Origin of the sequence: Shimia sp. FJ5, assembly GCF_032918335.1 — a bacterium.
GTDB lineage: Bacteria > Pseudomonadota > Alphaproteobacteria > Rhodobacterales > Rhodobacteraceae > Shimia > Shimia aestuarii_A.
In genome coordinates, this window is the sequence record NZ_JAWJUV010000001.1 from 571,057 (window position 1) to 588,697 (window position 17,641).

Annotated in this window: 18 protein-coding genes and 1 pseudogene; 13 read left to right on the top strand and 6 right to left on the bottom strand. The window is 61.9% G+C overall.

Annotation, left to right across the window (positions count from 1 at the left end; all coding sequences use genetic code 11):
• Positions 1 to 73 precede the first annotated feature (73 nt).
• From soxB to R1W01_RS03000, 10 genes and pseudogenes are all read left to right on the top strand, one after another.
• A complete protein-coding gene (gene soxB / locus R1W01_RS02955) occupies positions 74 to 1,771 on the top strand; it encodes a thiosulfohydrolase SoxB (protein ID WP_297757786.1) in 1,698 nt (565 codons plus the stop codon).
• 76 nt (positions 1,772 to 1,847) lie between these two features.
• Positions 1,848 to 3,125 (top strand): sulfite dehydrogenase, encoded by a 1,278-nt coding sequence (gene soxC, locus R1W01_RS02960; protein ID WP_411028137.1) that lies wholly within the window; start codon positions 1,848 to 1,850, stop codon positions 3,123 to 3,125.
• Positions 3,109 to 3,744 (top strand): annotated as a pseudogene (locus R1W01_RS02965) (c-type cytochrome); the annotation flags it as partial. The gene soxC and the pseudogene R1W01_RS02965, both read left to right, overlap by 17 nt.
• Positions 3,745 to 4,016: 272 nt before the next feature.
• Positions 4,017 to 4,718, top strand: a complete 702-nt coding sequence (locus R1W01_RS02970; protein ID WP_243613108.1) for a c-type cytochrome — start codon at positions 4,017 to 4,019, stop codon at positions 4,716 to 4,718.
• Between the two features lie 29 nt (positions 4,719 to 4,747).
• Complete coding sequence (locus tag R1W01_RS02975; protein WP_243613107.1) at positions 4,748 to 6,019, top strand: NAD(P)/FAD-dependent oxidoreductase; 1,272 nt, start codon at positions 4,748 to 4,750, stop codon at positions 6,017 to 6,019.
• Positions 6,020 to 6,341: 322 nt separating this feature from the next.
• The gene (locus R1W01_RS02980; RefSeq protein ID WP_243613106.1) at positions 6,342 to 6,971 is read left to right on the top strand and encodes an ATP-dependent Clp protease proteolytic subunit; all 630 of its coding nucleotides are present in this window, start codon (positions 6,342 to 6,344) and stop codon (positions 6,969 to 6,971) included.
• A 143-nt stretch (positions 6,972 to 7,114) separates the two neighbouring features.
• Positions 7,115 to 8,377, top strand: coding sequence for an ATP-dependent Clp protease ATP-binding subunit ClpX (gene clpX, locus R1W01_RS02985; RefSeq protein WP_243613105.1), 1,263 nt, complete (start codon positions 7,115 to 7,117; stop codon positions 8,375 to 8,377).
• Between the two features lie 101 nt (positions 8,378 to 8,478).
• The gene (locus R1W01_RS02990) at positions 8,479 to 8,862 is read left to right on the top strand and encodes an NADH:ubiquinone oxidoreductase subunit NDUFA12 (protein WP_243613104.1); all 384 of its coding nucleotides are present in this window, start codon (positions 8,479 to 8,481) and stop codon (positions 8,860 to 8,862) included.
• A 19-nt stretch (positions 8,863 to 8,881) separates the two neighbouring features.
• Complete coding sequence (mlaD, locus tag R1W01_RS02995; protein ID WP_243613103.1) at positions 8,882 to 9,331, top strand: outer membrane lipid asymmetry maintenance protein MlaD; 450 nt, start codon at positions 8,882 to 8,884, stop codon at positions 9,329 to 9,331.
• Positions 9,328 to 9,846 (top strand): DUF2155 domain-containing protein, encoded by a 519-nt coding sequence (locus R1W01_RS03000; RefSeq protein WP_297757805.1) that lies wholly within the window; start codon positions 9,328 to 9,330, stop codon positions 9,844 to 9,846. The genes mlaD and R1W01_RS03000 overlap by 4 nt, the downstream gene beginning before the upstream one ends.
• Here the strand turns inward: R1W01_RS03000 and aat are convergent.
• The 4 genes from aat to R1W01_RS03020 all read right to left on the bottom strand — a co-directional run bounded on the left by aat (position 9,786) and on the right by R1W01_RS03020 (position 12,998).
• On the bottom strand, positions 9,786 to 10,439 hold the full coding sequence (gene aat, locus R1W01_RS03005) for a leucyl/phenylalanyl-tRNA--protein transferase (protein ID WP_297757808.1): 654 nt from the start codon (positions 10,437 to 10,439) through the stop codon (positions 9,786 to 9,788). The two genes, R1W01_RS03000 and aat, sit on opposite strands and share 61 nt — an antisense overlap.
• Positions 10,439 to 11,791 (bottom strand): acetyl-CoA carboxylase biotin carboxylase subunit, encoded by a 1,353-nt coding sequence (gene accC / locus R1W01_RS03010; protein WP_243613100.1) that lies wholly within the window; start codon positions 11,789 to 11,791, stop codon positions 10,439 to 10,441. The genes aat and accC overlap by 1 nt, the downstream gene beginning before the upstream one ends.
• 10 nt (positions 11,792 to 11,801) lie before the next feature.
• Entirely contained in the window at positions 11,802 to 12,302 is a 501-nt protein-coding gene (accB, locus tag R1W01_RS03015; protein WP_243613099.1) for an acetyl-CoA carboxylase biotin carboxyl carrier protein, read from the bottom strand.
• A gap of 153 nt (positions 12,303 to 12,455) precedes the next feature.
• Positions 12,456 to 12,998 carry a helix-turn-helix domain-containing protein gene (locus R1W01_RS03020; RefSeq protein WP_243613098.1) on the bottom strand — a complete coding sequence of 181 codons (543 nt, stop codon included), beginning with the start codon at positions 12,996 to 12,998 and terminating at the stop codon, positions 12,456 to 12,458.
• Between the two features lie 112 nt (positions 12,999 to 13,110).
• Here R1W01_RS03020 and R1W01_RS03025 point away from each other — a divergent pair, with 112 nt between their 5' ends.
• Genes R1W01_RS03025 through R1W01_RS03035 form a run of 3 tightly spaced genes read left to right on the top strand, consistent with a single transcriptional unit; the run spans position 13,111 to position 16,033 of the window.
• Entirely contained in the window at positions 13,111 to 14,622 is a 1,512-nt protein-coding gene (locus R1W01_RS03025) for a class I adenylate-forming enzyme family protein (protein ID WP_297756362.1), read from the top strand.
• On the top strand, positions 14,619 to 15,422 hold the full coding sequence (locus tag R1W01_RS03030; RefSeq protein ID WP_297756361.1) for a 3-hydroxybutyrate dehydrogenase: 804 nt from the start codon (positions 14,619 to 14,621) through the stop codon (positions 15,420 to 15,422). The genes R1W01_RS03025 and R1W01_RS03030 overlap by 4 nt, the downstream gene beginning before the upstream one ends.
• Positions 15,423 to 15,433: 11 nt before the next feature.
• Positions 15,434 to 16,033 (top strand): M23 family metallopeptidase, encoded by a 600-nt coding sequence (locus R1W01_RS03035; RefSeq protein ID WP_297756360.1) that lies wholly within the window; start codon positions 15,434 to 15,436, stop codon positions 16,031 to 16,033.
• A gap of 170 nt (positions 16,034 to 16,203) precedes the next feature.
• Here the strand turns inward: R1W01_RS03035 and R1W01_RS03040 are convergent, their stop codons facing one another.
• On the bottom strand, positions 16,204 to 16,830 hold the full coding sequence (locus R1W01_RS03040) for a CoA transferase subunit B (RefSeq protein ID WP_243612232.1): 627 nt from the start codon (positions 16,828 to 16,830) through the stop codon (positions 16,204 to 16,206).
• A 3-nt stretch (positions 16,831 to 16,833) separates the two neighbouring features.
• Positions 16,834 to 17,538: a CoA transferase subunit A gene (locus R1W01_RS03045; RefSeq protein WP_243612233.1), complete on the bottom strand. Its 705-nt coding sequence runs from the start codon at positions 17,536 to 17,538 to the stop codon at positions 16,834 to 16,836.
• Positions 17,539 to 17,641 lie beyond the last annotated feature (103 nt).

Below are 17,641 nucleotides of genomic sequence, written 5' to 3' on the forward strand. Positions count from 1 at the left end.
CTTTGTTACATGTAATGAATTCACACATGCGAATATAAGCTGTGTGAGCAACAGATTGAAAGGCGCCTCGTCTATGATCTCTCGTCGCGATTTTCTTCAGGTCTCTATGGCGGCTTCGGCCATGGTCGGTGCGTCCGGCTTTGGCAACTGGGCCCGTCTTGCAGCGCAGCAAACGCTCACTCAGGATGACCTGCTTCAGTTTGACACCTACGGGAATGTCTCGCTCATCCACGTGACCGACATCCACGCCCAGCTGATGCCGATCTATTTCCGCGAGCCCGAGATCAACCTTGGCGTTGGCGATGCCCGCGGGCAGGTGCCGCACGTGACCGGTGCAGATTTCCGCAAGATGTATGGCATCGAAGATGGTTCGATGTCGCATTACGCCCTGACCTATAACGACTTCACCTCGCTGGCGCAGGCCTATGGCCGCGTCGGTGGCATGGATCGGGTGTCGACTGTGATCAACGCGATCCGCGCGGACCGCCCCGATGCGCTCCTGCTCGACGGTGGCGATACGTGGCACGGCTCCTACACCTGCTATCAGACGCAGGGGCAGGACATGGTCAACGTGATGAACGCGCTGAAGCCTGACGCGATGACCTTCCACTGGGAATTCACCCTCGGCTCCGAGCGTGTGAACGAGATCGTCGAAGGTCTGCCTTTCGCAGCCCTCGGCCAGAACATCTTTGACGCCGAATGGGACGAGCCCGCAGAACTGTTCCCTCCCTACAAGTTCTTCGAGCGCGGTGGCGTCAACATCGCCGTCATCGGTCAGGCCTTCCCCTATATGCCGATCGCCAACCCCGGCTGGATGTTCCCGGAATACTCCTTCGGGATTCGCGACGAGCATATGCAGCAGATGGTCGACGAAGTTCGCGCCAAGGGCGCAGAATGCGTCGTCGTGCTGTCGCATAACGGGTTCGACGTGGACAAGAAGATGGCGGGCCGCGTCAAGGGCATCGACGTGATCCTCTCCGGGCACACCCACGACGCCCTGCCGGAACCGGTCCTCGTTGGTGAAACCATCGTTGTCGCCTCCGGCTCGAACGGCAAGTTCGTCTCCCGCGTCGACCTCGACATCCAGAATGGCAAGATGATGGGCTTCCGTCACAAGCTGATCCCGATCTTCTCGGACGTGATCACGCCAGACCCGGTTGTCACCAAGGTCATCGAGGAACAGCGCGCGCCCTATCTCGATCAACTGACCGAAGTGATCGGCCAAACCGACTCGCTTCTCTATCGTCGCGGCAACTTCAACGGCACCTGGGACGACCTGATTTGCCAGGCGCTCATCGAAGAGCGCGAGGCCGACATCTCCATGTCGCCCGGCGTGCGCTGGGGGCCGTCGATCCTGCCGGGTCAGGACATCACCCGCGAGGATATCTGGAACGTGACCTCGATGACCTATGGCGAGGCCTATCGCACTGAAATGACAGGTGAATTCATTCACGTGATCATGGAAGACGTGGCCGACAACCTGTTCAACGTCGACCCCTATTACCAGCAGGGCGGCGACATGGTTCGGATCGGTGGCATGGGCTACAAGATCGACGTTTCCAAGCCGCAGGGCTCGCGCATCTCCGAGATGACGCTGCTCAAGACCGGCGAGGCGATCGACCCCTCGAAAACATATCAGGTCGCGGGCTGGGCCTCGGTCAACGAAGGCACCGAAGGACCGCAGATCTGGGATGTGGTGGAGAGCCACATCCGCAAGAAGGGCACGGTTCACGTCGAACCGCATGAAAACGTGAAGGTGACCGGGGTCTGATCCGGCACCACAGATTGACACATCCGGCTGACTATTTCGTCAGCCGGGCAATTGGATGAAAAGGAGGCATAGCCAGATGACAATGAGCTTCAAAGGCAAGCCCTCGCGCCGCGCGTTCCTCAAGGGCGCTGTCGCGGCCGGTGGCACCCTTGCCAGCGCCAGCGTGGCCAAGGCCGAGGCCGATCCGCTGATCACCGAGGTCCAGGATTGGGCGTCCTATACCGGCGACGGTGTGGATGCGACCCCCTACGGTCTTCCGATCGAGTTCGAATCGGACGTGGTGCGCCGGAACGTGGAATGGCTGACCGCAGACACGATCTCGTCGATCAACTTTACCCCGATCCACGCGCTGGACGGCACGATCACCCCGCAGGGCTGTGCGTTTGAACGCCACCACTCGGGCGCGATTGAGCTGCGCAAGGAAGACTACCGCCTGATGATCAACGGCCTTGTCGATACGCCGCTGGTCTTCACCTACGAAGATCTCGAACGCTTCCCGCGCGAGAACCACGTGTATTTCTGTGAATGTGCCGCCAACACCGGCATGGAATGGGCGGGTGCACAGCTTAACGGTGCCCAGTTCACCCACGGCATGATCCACAACATGGAATATTCCGGCGTGTCCCTGCGCACCCTGCTCGAAGAAGCAGGCCTCGATGCCGCGGGCGAGCTCAAGGACAAATGGGTCTATGTCGAAGGCGCGGACGCCTCCTCGAACGGTCGCTCGATCCCGATGGAAAAGGCGCTCGATGACGTGCTCGTCGCGTTCAAGGCCAACGGCGAAGCGCTGCGCATGGAGCATGGCTATCCGGTGCGCCTCGTGGTGCCGGGTTGGGAAGGCAACATGTGGGTCAAGTGGCTGCGTCGCATCGAAGTCACCGACATGCCCATCGAGAGCCGCGAAGAGACGTCGAAATACACCGACACGCTCGAAGACGGCACCTCGCGCAAATGGACTTGGGTCATGGACGCCAAATCGGTCGTCACTTCGCCCAGCCCGCAATCGCCGATCAAGCACGGCAAAGGCCCGCTGGTCGTCACCGGCCTCGCATGGTCGGGCCGTGGCGCGATCACCGGCGTGGACGTGTCGCTTGACGGTGGCATGACCTGGCAAGAAGCACGCCTCGGCGCACCGGGGACCGACAAGGCCCTGACCCGCTTCTATCTCGACATCAACTGGAACGGTGAAGAGATGTTCCTCCAGTCGCGTGCGCGGGACTCGAGCGGCTATATCCAGCCGACCAAGGCCCAGCTTCGCGAAGTGCGTGGCCTGAACTCGATCTATCACAACAACTGTATCCAGACCTGGTGGGTCAAATCGAACGGGGAGGCAGAGAATGTCGAAGTTTCTTAATCTCGTAGCCGGAACAGCACTGGCATCGAGCCTGATCGCCGCGCCCGTGATCGCAGGGGAATACGGCCTTGGCCGCCCGGCGCTCGAGGAAGAGATCGCCGCGTGGGATCTCGACGTGGCACCCGACGGCACCGGCCTTCCCGAAGGGTCGGGCAATGCCTATGACGGCGAGGAAATCTTCGCCGACTATTGCGCCGCCTGCCACGGCGACTTTGCCGAGGGTGTCGACAACTGGCCGAAGCTGGCCGGTGGTATGGATACGCTGAACCATGATGACCCGCTGAAGACCGTGGGCTCCTACTGGCCGTATCTCTCGACGACCTTCGACTATGTGCGCCGCTCGATGCCCTTCGGCTCGGCCCAGACGCTGACCAATGACGAGGTCTATGCGATCGTGGCCTACATCCTCTACTCGAACGACCTCATCGATGATGAGTTCGAGCTCTCGAAAGAGACCTTCCTCGACGTGGAGATGCCGAACGCTGGTGGCTTTATCGTTGACGATCGCGAAACTTCGGAAGCGCATTTCTGGACCGACGAACCCTGCATGGAGAACTGCAAGGACAAGGTCGAAATCACCATGCGCGCCGCCGTGCTCGACGTGACGCCGGAGGACGAAGAGTAATCTTCGCCTTGGCCCGAAAACGGGCCGGAAGACAGCTTTGAAAAGCAGCCTCTGCGGGGGCTGCTTTTTGCGTTTTGGACCCACCGCCGCCGCGCCGCGCCGCAGCATCACATGGGCGTGATTTCGCATCTGGGAGAAAAGATTAACCTATTGGTAAAAAAGAGTTTTCACGGCGCGCAGAAAGTATGCGAATTTCCGCATTTTTTGCCCGAAATCCGTGCAAAATATGTTGATCGAGTCGGGGAAATGGCGCAGGCTTGGAAGCTATGAAAAAGACAATTTTACTTTCTGCGATTTGCGCGCTGGGATTGGCCCTTTCGGCCCGTGCCGAAGAGATCGGCGACCCTGACAAAGGGGCCAAGCTCTGGAACCAATGCAAAGGCTGCCACCAGATTGGCGCCGGTGCGGAAAACCGCATCGGCCCGCAGTTGAATGGCATTTTCGGCCGCCGCGCCGCCTCGGTCGAGGATTTTCGGTATTCCAAGTCGATGGCGCGGGCGGGCAAGGATGGCCTTGTCTGGCGGCTCGAGACGCTCGACGCATATATTCACAACCCCAAGGCGCTCGTTTCTGGCACGCGGATGAGCTACCGCGGCCTCAAGGACGATGGCGACCGGGCCGATCTTCTCGCCTTTCTGCGCTCGAAGTCGGACAACCCGGCCAACATTCCCGAGGCCGAACCGACCGCCGAGCCGAACTATCCCCACCTCGATCCCGAAGTGCTCGCGATGGAGGGCGATCCGGCCTATGGTGAGTATCTGTCGAGCGAATGCACGACCTGTCACCAGCGCGACGGCTCGGACCAGGGGATTCCCTCGATTATTCAATGGCCGCAGGAAGATTTCGTCATCGCCATGCACGCCTACAAACAGAAATTACGTCCGCACCCGGTCATGCAGATGATGGCCAGCCGGCTTTCGGACGAAGAGATTGCGGCGCTCGCTGCATATTTCGAAACGCTCGAATAACCCGGGCGTTCCATAGGGAGGAGACCAGAATGACTTTGAACAGACGGAAATTCCTTGGTGTGGCCGCAGCCACGACCGCCGCATCGCTCTCCGCGCCGCAGGTCTGGGGCATGTCGTCCGGCAAGCCGCGCGTCGTCGTGATCGGCGGCGGGGCAGGCGGGGCCACCGCGGCACGCTATATCGCGAAGGATAGCAAGGGCGAGATCGACGTGACCCTCGTCGAGCCGACCCGCACCTATTACACCTGTTTCTTCTCCAACCTCTACATGGGCGGTTTCCGTTCGCTGGAGTCGATTGCCCATACCTATGGCACGCTGGCGGCCGAATATGGCATCAACGTTGTGCATGACTGGGCCGTGGGCGTCGATCGCGATGCCAAGACGGTGAGCCTCGCAGGTGGGGCCAAGCTGCCGTATGATCGGCTGATCCTGTCGCCGGGTATTGATTTCGTCGATGGTGCCGTGCCGGGCTGGGACGTGAGCAAGCAGAACAAGATGCCCCATGCCTATAAGGCCGGGTCGCAATCCGAACTGCTCAAGCGGCAGATCGAATCCATGCCGCAGGGCGGCACCTATGCCATGGTCGCCCCGCCGAACCCGTTCCGTTGCCCGCCGGGGCCGTATGAGCGGATTTCGATGGTGGCGCATGTGCTGAAAGAGAAGAACCCGACCGCGAAGATCATCATCGCCGACCCCAAGCCGAAATTCTCCAAGATGGCGCTGTTCCAGGATGGCTGGAGCAGGCACTACGATGGCATGATCGAATGGCTCGGCCCGGATTTCGGCGGCGGCAATGTCGAGGTCAACGCCGACGAGATGACGCTCTCGATCGATGGCGAAGTGACCAAGGTCGATGTTTGCAACGTCATCCCGGCGATGAAAGCGGGCCGGATTTGCGAAATGGCGGGCATCACCGAAGGCAACTGGGCGCCTGTGAGCGGCCACACCATGCAGAGCCGCGTTGACGAGAACATCCACGTGCTCGGCGACGCCACCAACCAGGGCGACATGCCAAAGTCGGGTTTCTCGGCCAACAGCCAAGCCAAGGTTGCGGCGATGGCGGTGCGCGGTGCGCTCACCGGGTCCAAGGTCTTCCCGGCGAAGTTCACCAACACATGCTGGTCGCTCATCGACTCCAACGATGGCGTGAAGGTCGGGGCCTCCTATCAGGCGACCGACGAGAAGATCGCCAAGGTCGATGGCTTCATCTCCAAGGTGGGTGAGGACGCGGACCTGCGCCAGCGCACCTTCGAGGAGAGCGTCGGCTGGTATGCGGGTATCACCACCGACATGTTCGGCTGATCTCACGGCCGACACCTCACACCGGAAGGGCGCCCTTTGTGGCGCCCTTCTTGTTGCTGGCCCTTCCTGTTGCTGGGTGGAGCGCGCCCGCAGGGCGCGCGCAGGGGGAGCGCCTTGTCAGGCGCGGAGCAGGGGGCGCGGCCCCCTCGCGATGCTTTTGCGAGGCAAAACCATCGCTCACCCCCGGAGTATTTTCACAAAGGGGAAGCCGGGGGATGCGGCGAATTTTACGGGGTGCTCTTGCAGCCCCCTCGGGGCAGCACTAAGACTCTTGTATTAGGCTTTGGCCGAAGCGATGCACGCGAACAACAGGCAGGCGGATATGACAGACCCTTTCGAGACATATATGAACACCCTCGTGCCCATGGTGGTCGAGCAAACAAGCCGCGGCGAGCGCGCGTATGACATTTTCTCGCGCCTGCTCAAGGAGCGGATCATCTTCGTCAACGGCCCCGTCCATGACGGCATGTCGAGCCTGATCGTGGCGCAGCTTCTGCACCTCGAGGCCGAGAACCCGTCGAAAGAAATTTCGATGTATATCAACTCGCCCGGTGGTGTGGTGACGTCTGGTCTCTCGATCTATGACACGATGCAGTATATCCGCCCCAAGGTCTCGACCCTTGTGATCGGGCAGGCGGCGTCGATGGGCTCGCTTCTGCTGACGGCAGGCGCGCCGGGGATGCGCTTTTCGCTCCCCAATAGCCGGATCATGGTGCACCAGCCCTCGGGCGGCTATCAGGGTCAGGCGACGGATATCATGATCCACGCCGAGGAAACCCTGAAGCTCAAGAAACGCCTGAACGAGATTTACGTGCGCCACACGGGCCAGAAGCTCAAGGCCGTGGAAGCCGCGCTCGAACGGGACAACTTCATGAGCCCCGAAGACGCCAAAGATTGGGGTCTTATTGACGAAATCGTCGAGTCGCGCGCCAAGGGCGACGACGAGGCGTAAGGGTTTGCGCCCCTTGGACAGCCGTTCGAGGGGCGCTAAATTCGCCCATTGTGGCCCGTTTCAAGCTGCCTTAGACTTGGGTGAGACGAAGACGCGACGCAGATTGCCCCCGGCATTTTTCGCGGGGGACCGAAAGGTAGGACATGTCGAACAACTCCGGTGACAGCAAGAACACCCTCTATTGCAGCTTCTGCGGCAAGAGCCAGCACGAGGTACGCAAACTGATTGCCGGGCCGACTGTGTTCATCTGTGATGAATGCGTTGAACTTTGCATGGACATTATCCGCGAAGAGACCAAGTCGAGCGGCCTCAAGGCCTCTGAAGGCGTGCCGACGCCGCAGGAGATCTGCGATGTGCTCGACGATTACGTGATCGGTCAGGCGATGGCCAAGCGTGTGCTCTCGGTCGCGGTGCACAACCATTACAAGCGTCTCAACCACGCGCAAAAGAGTGGCGATATCGAGCTTTCGAAATCGAACATCCTTCTGATCGGTCCGACGGGCTGTGGTAAGACGCTGCTGGCGCAGACGCTGGCGCGCATCCTCGATGTGCCCTTTACCATGGCCGACGCCACGACGCTCACCGAGGCGGGCTATGTCGGCGAGGATGTGGAGAACATCATTCTCAAGCTGTTGCAGGCGTCGGAATATAACGTCGAGCGCGCACAGCGCGGCATCGTCTATATCGACGAGGTCGACAAGATCACCCGGAAGTCAGAAAACCCCTCGATCACCCGCGATGTCTCGGGCGAGGGGGTGCAGCAGGCGCTCTTGAAGCTCATGGAGGGCACCGTCGCCTCCGTGCCGCCGCAGGGCGGACGCAAGCATCCGCAGCAGGAATTCCTTCAGGTCGACACCACCAACATCCTCTTCATCTGTGGCGGGGCCTTTGCCGGTCTCGACAAGATCATCGCGCAGCGTGGCAAGGGCTCGGCCATGGGCTTTGGCGCCGATGTGCGCGACAATGACGATCGCGGTGTGGGCGAACTCTTCAAAGAGCTCGAGCCGGAAGATCTTTTGAAATTCGGCCTGATCCCGGAATTTGTCGGTCGTCTGCCGGTTCTGGCGACGCTCGAGGATCTCGACGAGGATGCGCTTGTGACGATCCTGACCGAGCCGAAGAACGCGCTTGTGAAGCAGTATCAACGCCTGTTCGAGCTTGAAGATGCGGCCCTGACCTTTACCGATGATGCGCTCAAGGCGATCGCCAAGCGCGCCATTCAGCGCAAGACAGGCGCCCGTGGCCTGCGGTCGATCCTCGAGGATATCCTTCTCGACACCATGTTCGAACTGCCCGCGATGGAGAGCGTCAAGGAAGTGGTTGTGAACGAAGAGGCCGTGACCTCGGAGGCCGCGCCGCTGATGATCCATGCCGAGGCCGACAAGGAATCCGCCACCGCGGGCTGATGTCGCGCGGTGCAAGGCGGGAAGGTGCTGTCCGGGTGGTCTACTGACTGGACCTCCGATCCAATTTGCGGCATATCGGGTGCAGACCATCGGAGACGAACATGGGCATTCTGAGCACGATCAACGGCATCTTCACCTGGTGGAACGGGGCGACCCTCAACACCCGTCTTTTTACCCGTCGCAAGGGGATCAAGGTCGGCGAAGATGATCAGGGCAACGTCTATTACCACACCAAGGATGATTCCAAGCGCTGGGTGATCTTCAACGGCGAGGCCGAGGCAAGCCGCATCAGTGCCGATTGGCATGGCTGGCTGCACCGCACCTTTGACGAGATCCCGTCGGAAAAACCGCTGCCGCACAAGGCTTGGGAAAAACCGCATGTGGAGAACCTGACCGGGACGGCGATGGCCTATGCGCCCGCCGGGTCGATCCGCAAGGGCGCTCCGGCCGACCGCCGGGACTACGAAGCCTGGGTGCCGGAATAACCAAGGGAACACGCGCGATATGTCTGCCCACCGCACAGAAGTGACCGTTGGGGCCGCCGTTGTGGCGGTCGCTGCAGGGTTTCTCATCTACGCGAGCCAGTTTACCGGCGTCTCGTCGGGCAATGCGGGCTATCCGCTCTCGGCCTCCTTCCGCTCGCTCGAGGGGGTGACGGTCGGCACGGATGTGCGCCTTGCGGGGGTCAAGATCGGCTCGGTCACGGGCATCTCGCTCAACCCCCAGACCTTCCGCGCCGATACCGAATTCACCATCAAGGACGGCATCATCCTGCCTGACGACAGCGCCGTGGTGATCTCTTCCGAGGGCCTCCTTGGCGGCAACTTCGTCGAGATCCTGCCGGGGGGGTCGCCCTTCAATTTCGAGGAAGGCGCCGAGATCGAGGACACGCAAAGCGCGGTGAGTCTGGTCGGCCTGCTGATGAAATTCGTGACTGGCGGGGACGACGAGTGATCCGCCGGACCGCCCTGTCACTTTTGCCGCTGGTCCTCGCGACGCCGCTCGCGGCGCAGTCGATCACTGTCGAATCGCTCGATCCGACAGAGCCGCCCGTCATCATCGAACAGCCCGACCGCGAGGTCTTTTCCCTCTCACCGCTGGAAGAAGACCTCGGGCGCGTGACTTCGGAACTGGTCACGCCTGTGGTGACCGGCACCGGCGCCCAGCTGCGCGGCCTTGATAAGCTCAACGGCAAGACCGTCGATTTCACCTTGGACAACGGCTATAGCGTGATGTTCGGCGACCTGCGCGTTGACCTTGCCGAATGTCGCCACCCCGAGGACAACGCCGCCGGTGAGGCCTTTGCGTTTCTGACGATCTATAGCGGCGAGGAAGCCTCCGAGCCGCCAGTCTTCCAAGGCTGGATGATTGCCTCATCCCCGGCGCTCTCGGCGCTGGACCACGCGCGTTATGACGTTTGGGTGCTGCGCTGCAACACACCCGCCGCCGAATCCGGCGAGACCGAGTAGAAATCCGCATCCACCTCGAGCGCCTCGGCCAGTGCCGCGCGATACGCGGCGCGGGGAATCTCGATCGCCCCAAGCGAGGCGAGATGCGGCGTGATGAATTGCGTATCGAAAAGCACATAGCCACAGCGACGCAGGTGATCGACAAGCCAGGCCAGCGCGATCTTTGAGGCGTCGCGGGCGCGCGAGAACATGCTTTCCCCGAAAAAGGCGCGCCCAAGCACGACACCATAAACCCCACCGATCAGGCGTCCTTCGCGCCACACCTCGATGGAATGGGCCTGTTGGCGGAGATGCAGCTCTGTGTAGAGGGCGTGGATCGGGGCGTTGATCCAAGTGTCTGCCCGGTCGGCACAGGCGCTGAGCACCCCTTCGAAATCCGCATCGAGCGTGACCTCATAGTCGGCGCGACGGATCGCCTTGGCAAGCGAACGGGAGATATGGAAGCCGTCGAGCGGAATCACCCCGCGCATCACCGGATCGACCCAGAAAATCTCTGGGTCGTCGCGGTGTTCGGACATGGGAAAGACGCCGCTGGCGTAGGCGCGCATGAGAAGAGACGGTGTGATCTCCGTCTCAGGCGCGCCGTCGCTCATCAGCCATCGGCCATGTTCGACTCGAGCCAATGTTCGAGCCAATGGATGTTGTACTCGCCGCTATGGATCGAGTCTTCCTGAAGCAGGGCGGCAAACAACGGCAGCGTGGTATCGATCCCGTCGATGATGATCTCGCCAAGCGCCCGGTTGAGCCGCGCCAGCGCTTCGGCCCGGTCGCGCCCATGTACGATGAGCTTGCCAATGAGCGAGTCATAGTAGGGCGGGATCGAATAGCCATCATAAAGCGCCGAATCCATGCGCACGCCAAGCCCGCCTGGGGCGTGGTACTGCGTGATCCTGCCGGGGCAGGGGGCGAAATTCGGCAGGCGCTCGGCGTTGATACGCACCTCGATGGCATGGCCATTGATCGCAAGATCGTCCTGTGTGAACGACATCGGCAGGCCCTCGGCGACGCGAATTTGCTCGCGCACGAGGTCGACGCCAAAGATCGCTTCGGTCACCGGGTGTTCGACCTGAAGGCGGGTGTTCATCTCGATGAAATAGAACTCGCCATTCTCGTAAAGGAACTCGATTGTGCCCGCGCCGATATAGTTGATCTTGGCGACAGCGTCGGCACAGATCTTACCGATCCGCGCGCGTTCCTCTTCCGAGATACAAGGGCCGGGAGCCTCTTCGAAAACCTTCTGGTGACGGCGCTGGAGCGAACAGTCCCGCTCGCCAAGATGCACCGCGTTGCCCTTGCCGTCCCCAAAGACCTGAATCTCGATATGGCGCGGCGTGGTGAGGTATTTCTCGATATAGACTTCGTCGTTGCCGAAATTCGCCTTGCCTTCCGCACGTGCGGTCTGGAACGCGGATTTCATCTCTTCTGCGGTGTGGGCGACCTTCATCCCCTTGCCGCCGCCGCCGGCGGTGGCCTTGATGATGACCGGATAGCCGAACTCTTCGCCGATCTTAAGCGCCGCATCGAGGTCGGGCACGCCGCCTTCGGAGCCGGGCACACAGGGCACGCCAAGCGCTTTCATCGTATCCTTGGCGGTGATCTTGTCGCCCATGACGCGGATGTGTTCCGCGGTCGGGCCGATAAAGGTCAGGCCGTGATCCTCGATGATCTGCACGAAATTGGCGTTCTCCGACAGAAAGCCATAGCCGGGGTGGATCGCTTGCGCGCCGGTGACCTCACAGGCGGCAATCACCGATGCCATGTTGAGATAGCTCTCGGTGCTCGAAGGCGGGCCGATACAGACGCTCTCGTCGGCCATGCGCACGTGCATGGCGTCGGAATCGGCGGTCGAGTGCACGGCAACGCTCTGGATGCCCATTTCGCGGCACGCACGGATGACGCGCAGGGCGATCTCTCCGCGGTTGGCGATCAGGATTTTGTCAAACATGGCCACGCCCTTATTCGAGGATGACCAGCGGCGCGCCGTATTCGACCGAGTCGCCGTCGCCCACGAGGATGCGCTTGACGGTGCCAGCCTTGGGAGCGGGAATGTGGTTCATGGTCTTCATGGCTTCAACGATCAGAAGCGTGTCGCCTTCGGAGACCTTGTCACCGACGCTGACGAAGGCCGGCGCGCCCGGCTCGCCCTGAAGGTAGACCGTGCCAACCATCGGCGAGATCACGGCGCCGGGGTGGTTGGCCGGGTCGTCCTCTGCCGGGGCGGCTGCGGCGGGCGCGGCGGCCGGGGCCGCGACGGGGGCTGCCGCCGGTGCGGCGGCCACGGGTGCCTGTGCCACGACGCTCGCGGCGACTTGGGTCTGACGGCTCACGCGCACGTTCAGGCTGTCGTCCTGGCCATATTCGCGCATCACTTCGAGTTCCGTGAGATCGTTCTCCCGCAGAAGCTCTGCAAGGGCCTGAATAAAGGCAACGTCGGTGTCGTGGTTCTTTTTGCTCATCTGTGTCGATCCTCTGCAGCGCTTCGATGCGCGCGTGTTGAGTCTTTTTGGTTTCCCCTGGGTCGGCCTTATATGGCAGAACCGCGCAGGTGAAAAGCGCAGGAGTTCACGTTAACATGGGTCTTTTCGGCCTCATGTCCAAGCCTGTTTTTGCTAGAGCGGCATACCCGAGAGTTTGGCCACAAGCTCTGCAAGCTTGCGCGCCCCGAACTTGCGCAACAGACGCGCGCGGTATTCCTCGACAGTGCGATAGCTGAGGCCAAGCTCAAGCCCGACCTCCTTGCTCGTGAGGCCCCGGCAGGTCAGGATCGCCACTTCCCGCTCGCGCTGGGTCAGCTCGACAATGGGCCGCTCTTCCGACAGGTCCGCAAAGGACCAGATGCCGCGCTGAAATGGGTTCTCCGGCGTGAGCGACTGCCCCCGCACCCGGCACCAGAACAACGCCCCGTCACGCCGCCGCATGACGCGCTCGTCATGATAGCGCCCGGTCTCGCGCATGACGGCAAGGCCGCGTTCACCAATGGTCTGGAAATCCTCCTCGCTGGCATAGAACTCGCCAAGCGACACGCCCTCGCAATCCTTCGGGTCTTGCCGGAACATCTCGCCAAAGGCCGTGTTACAGCGCCGGATGATCCGGTTCTCCAGCACGGCAAGCCCCACGGGCGCGAAATCAAAGGCAATCGCATCAAGCTCCATCCACGCACCATGCACCGAAGCGCGGGGGAGGCCAAGGGCCGAGTATTTCTACGAATTGCCCCCGCGCACCGCCCAAGGGTAACTCTCGGCCCACACAGGAGGAGGGGACAACATGAACCTGGCACAATGGCTGGAGCGGGTGGCCAAAGCTGCGCCCGAACGCCCGGCGCTTTTCCACGGACGCGATCTTGATGCGACCTATGGCGAGTTCTACGCCCGCGCAATGGCCGTCGCGGGCTGGCTCAAGGCTGCGGGCGTCGGGCCCGGCGACCGGGTCGGTCTATTCCTGAAGAACCTGCCGCAATACCTCGTCGCGCAATACGGGGTCTGGGCCGCAGGGGCCGCCGTCGTTCCGATCAATGCCAAACTTCACGCGCGCGAAGCCGCATGGATTCTCGACAATGCGGGCGCAGCGCGCTGTTTTACTTCGCCGGGCCTGCACGAGGGGCTAATCACGGTGAGCGACATTCCCTGTCATGACGTAACCGGCACCGACTTCGAAGCCGCGCTTGCCCATGCCCCGCTCGACACCATCGTGCCGCGCGGCCCCGAAGACCTCTCTTGGCTCTTCTACACCTCCGGCACCACGGGGCGCCCCAAGGGCGTCACCATCACCAACCGCATGCTGCACGCCATGGCGCTGAGCTATTTCGCGGATGTGGACGAGGTCACGGGCGAGGACACCGCCCTCTACGCCGCCCCGATGAGCCATGGTGCGGGTATCTACAACCTGATGCATGTCCTCAAGGGCGCGCGCCATGTGACGCCCGTTTCTGGCGGCTTTGACGAGGCCGAGATTTTCGACCTCGCGCGCCATCACGCCCGCGTCCACATGTTCGCCGCCCCCACCATGGTCAAACGCATGACCGACACCGCCAAAGCCACAGGCGAAAGCGGCGAGGGCCTGCGCACCATCGTTTATGGCGGCGGGCCGATGTATGTCGCCGATATCGTCGAGGCGGTCGACCATTTCGGCCCGATCTTCGTACAGATTTACGGTCAGGGCGAATGCCCCATGTGCATCACTGCGCTCACGCGCGAAGAAGTGGCCGACCGCACCCATCCCGACTGGCAAGCGCGCCTTGCCTCCGTGGGCCGCGCGCAATCCGTGGTCGAGGTTGCGATTGGCGACACGGACGGCACTCCGCTCCCGGCGGGTGAGGTCGGCGAGATCATGGTGCGCGGCGATGCGATCATGGCGGGCTATTGGCAAAACCCCGAAGCCACGGCCAAGACGGTGGTCGATGGCTGGCTGATGACCGGCGACATGGGAACGCTCGACGCAGGCGGCTACCTGACGCTCAAGGACCGCTCCAAGGACGTCATCATCTCCGGCGGCACCAATATCTACCCCCGCGAAGTCGAAGAGGCGCTTCTGCTGCACCCATCTGTGCGCGAGGTTTCGGTCATTGGCCGTCCCCATCCCGAATGGGGCGAGGATGTGGTCGCCTTCGTGGTCTGCAACGGCGAGATGGACGCCGCCGCGCTTGACGCCCATTGCCTCGACCAGATCGCCCGCTTCAAACGCCCCAAGGCCTATTTCGCCTTGGAGGAACTGCCCAAGAACAACTACGGTAAGGTCTTGAAGACCGAGCTGCGCAGCAAACTGGAGGACCAGGAATGACCGACCTCAAAGGAAAAACCGCCCTCGTGACCGGCTCGGTCCAAGGCATCGGCCTCGCCATCGCAGAAGCTCTGGCAGGTGCGGGCGCGCGGATCGCCGTGCATGGCCTTGCCACCGCCGAAGAGGGCGCCGCCACCTGCCGCGTGCTCGACGCCAAGGGCGCGCCCGAGACCCGCTTCTTTGACGCCGATATGCGTGACCCGGCCGCGATCTCCGGCATGATGGACGACATCGCCGCATGGGGCGGGGCCGACATCCTCGTCAACAACGCCGGTATCCAGCATACCGCCGCCCTCGCCGACATGCCTGCCGAGAAATGGGACGCGATCCTTGCGATCAACCTTTCGGCGGCGTTCCACACCATGCAGGCCGCCATGCCCGGCATGGCCGAACGCGGCTTTGGCCGGGTGATCAATATCGCCTCGGTGCATGGTCTTGTCGCCTCCAAGGAAAAAGCCCCCTATTGCGCCGCCAAGTTTGGCCTCGTCGGTCTAAGCCGCGTCGCCGCGCTCGAGTATGCCAACCAAGGGACCAAAGCGGCGGGCGGTGTGACCGTCAACTGCATCTGCCCCGGCTGGACCGAAACCGCGATCATCGAACCCCAGATCGAAGCCCGCGCCGCCGCGCACGGCGGCGACCGGGATGCCGGGATCGCAGAACTCCTCTCCGAGAAACAGCCCTCGCAACGTACCTCGGACCCTTCGGAGATCGGCGCACTCGCGCTCTGGCTCTGCAATCCGGTCGCCCATAACGTCACGGGAACCTCGATTCCCGTTGATGGCGGCTGGACCGCGCAATAGGGGCGGGGGCGGTGCGTCGGGCCCTGTTCCCCGCCTTCGGGCTTCTCCTCGCCGCCTGTAGCGGCGGGCTGCCGCCCAAAGGGGCCTCTGCGCCCTATGTGCCGCGCTACCCCGATCCCATCGCCGTCACGATGCCCGCGACGGCCCCCTCGATCACCCAGCAATTCCGCGCCCCGGCGAGCGCGCTTGGTGAGGGGCGGGAATGGAGCGATCACAACGGTCTCGATGTGCACGCCCCTATCGGTACACCCGTCCTTGCCGCCGCGCCGGGCCGCGTGGTGCAATCCCATTTCGACCCGGCCTATGGCAATGTCGTGATGATCGACCACGGCGGCGGCCACTGGACCCGCTATGCTCATATGCAGCGGCGTGAGGTCTCGGCCGGGGCAACCGTGAGCCGCGGCGCAGGGATTGGCGCGCTCGGCGCAACGGGGGTGCTTTCGGGCGGCTTCCCGCATCTGCATTTCGAACTCTGGGCACAGACCCCAGCCGGACGTCGCGCCATTGATCCGAACCTGCTTTGGGCGGGCGGGGCAGGGCGGGTCACCTGCCTTGACCAATATCGCGCCGGGGAGCGGTTCGCTCTGATCTACCCGGTGCCATGCGACTGACCCTCGCCGCACGCTGCATTAACACCACGATTCCTGAGGTCCAGACAGACGCAATACCGACGGAATACCGACGTGATACAGCAGCAGGTTTTGCGCCTTAACCATCGGTCGCACAACGAAAAAGGCCCGCACGAATCGCGCGGGCCCTTGTATTTACACCGACATCAAAATCAGCCGACGATGGTCGCCTGCGTTGCGGCGCGGATTTCATCCTCGCTCACGCCATCGGCGCATTCGACGATCTTCAGCCCGCCCTCGACCACGTCGAGAACGCCGAGGTTGGTGATGATGCGATCGACCACGCCCTTACCGGTGAGCGGCAGGGTGCATTCTTTCAACACCTTGGAATCACCGTGTTTATTGGTGTGATCCATGACGACGATGACGCGACCAACACCGGCCACGAGGTCCATCGCGCCGCCCATACCCTTCACGAGCTTGCCGGGGATCATCCAGTTCGCGAGGTCGCCCTTCTCGTCGACTTCCATCGCCCCAAGGATCGCCGCAGCGATCTTGCCGCCCCGGATCATGCCAAAGGAGGTGGCGCTGTCGAAATAGGAGGTGCGGCGCAGCTCGGTAATCGTCTGTTTACCCGCATTGATTAGGTCTGGATCTTCCTCACCCTCATACGGGAAAGGCCCCATCCCCAGCATCCCGTTCTCGGACTGGAGCGTGATATCCTTGTCGCCGACATAGTTCGCCACGAGCGTCGGAATACCGATGCCGAGGTTCACATACATGCCATCTTCGAGTTCCTGTGCCGCGCGTGCGGCCATCTGGTTACGGTCCCAAGCCATGGATCAAGCCTCCTCACGCGGACGGGTGGTCACTTTTTCGATGCGCTTCTCGTGCTCGCCCTGAATGATGCGATGCACGTAGACGCCCGGCAGGTGGATGTTGTCGGGGTCAAGCTCGCCGGGTTCGACGATTTCCTCGACCTCCACGACACAGATCTTGCCACACATTGCCGCCGGCGGGTTGAAGTTGCGCGCGGTCTTGCGGAAGACGAGGTTGCCCGTGGTGTCGGCTTTCCATGCCTTGACGATCGACAGGTCGGCAAAGATACCCTCTTCAAGGATATACTCTTCCCCGTTGAAAACCTTGACTTCTTTGCCCTCGGCGATCTGCGTGCCTACGCCGGTTTTGGTATAGAAACCGGGAATGCCGCAACCTGCAGAGCGCATACGTTCGGCGAGCGTGCCTTGTGGGTTGAACTCAAGCTCGAGTTCGCCCGAAAGATACTGGCGCATGAATTCTGCGTTCTCGCCGACGTAGGACGAGATCATCTTCTTGACCTGCTTGGTCTGCAGGAGGATGCCGATGCCGAAATCATCGACGCCCGCGTTGTTGGACGCAAAAGTCAGGTCTTTGACGCCCGACTCCTTGATCGCCTCGAGCAGAAGCTCGGGGATGCCGCAGAGGCCAAAGCCACCTGCCGCAATAAGCATGTCATCGCGCAGGATACCGTCGAGGGCTTCCTTTGCGTTTGCATAGACCTTCTTCATGGAACTCTCCCTATGATCCGGAATTGCCCGTGTTGTGACGGCGCGTCACGAGAGAGTCAACGAATACGGGACAGAGTACGTATTTCTACTGTCCGCCCCGCGT

Bases quoted from the DNA above. Each gene is read 5' to 3' on its own strand.
- accB (WP_243613099.1), bottom strand. From the start codon at position 12,302: ATGAGCAAAAAGAACCACGACACCGACGTTGCCTTTATTCAGGCCCTT.
- soxC (WP_411028137.1), top strand. From the start codon at position 1,848: ATGACAATGAGCTTCAAAGGCAAGCCCTCGCGCCGCGCGTTCCTCAAG.
- R1W01_RS02980 (WP_243613106.1), top strand. From the start codon at position 6,342: ATGACAGACCCTTTCGAGACATATATGAACACCCTCGTGCCCATGGTG.
- R1W01_RS02970 (WP_243613108.1), top strand. From the start codon at position 4,017: ATGAAAAAGACAATTTTACTTTCTGCGATTTGCGCGCTGGGATTGGCC.
- R1W01_RS02990 (WP_243613104.1), top strand. From the start codon at position 8,479: ATGGGCATTCTGAGCACGATCAACGGCATCTTCACCTGGTGGAACGGG.
- soxB (WP_297757786.1), top strand. From the start codon at position 74: ATGATCTCTCGTCGCGATTTTCTTCAGGTCTCTATGGCGGCTTCGGCC.
- mlaD (WP_243613103.1), top strand. From the start codon at position 8,882: ATGTCTGCCCACCGCACAGAAGTGACCGTTGGGGCCGCCGTTGTGGCG.
- aat (WP_297757808.1), bottom strand. From the start codon at position 10,439: ATGAGCGACGGCGCGCCTGAGACGGAGATCACACCGTCTCTTCTCATG.
- R1W01_RS03020 (WP_243613098.1), bottom strand. From the start codon at position 12,998: ATGGAGCTTGATGCGATTGCCTTTGATTTCGCGCCCGTGGGGCTTGCC.
- R1W01_RS03030 (WP_297756361.1), top strand. From the start codon at position 14,619: ATGACCGACCTCAAAGGAAAAACCGCCCTCGTGACCGGCTCGGTCCAA.
- R1W01_RS03040 (WP_243612232.1), bottom strand. From the start codon at position 16,830: ATGGCTTGGGACCGTAACCAGATGGCCGCACGCGCGGCACAGGAACTC.
- R1W01_RS03025 (WP_297756362.1), top strand. From the start codon at position 13,111: ATGAACCTGGCACAATGGCTGGAGCGGGTGGCCAAAGCTGCGCCCGAA.
- accC (WP_243613100.1), bottom strand. From the start codon at position 11,791: ATGTTTGACAAAATCCTGATCGCCAACCGCGGAGAGATCGCCCTGCGC.
- clpX (WP_243613105.1), top strand. From the start codon at position 7,115: ATGTCGAACAACTCCGGTGACAGCAAGAACACCCTCTATTGCAGCTTC.
- R1W01_RS02975 (WP_243613107.1), top strand. From the start codon at position 4,748: ATGACTTTGAACAGACGGAAATTCCTTGGTGTGGCCGCAGCCACGACC.
- R1W01_RS03045 (WP_243612233.1), bottom strand. From the start codon at position 17,538: ATGAAGAAGGTCTATGCAAACGCAAAGGAAGCCCTCGACGGTATCCTG.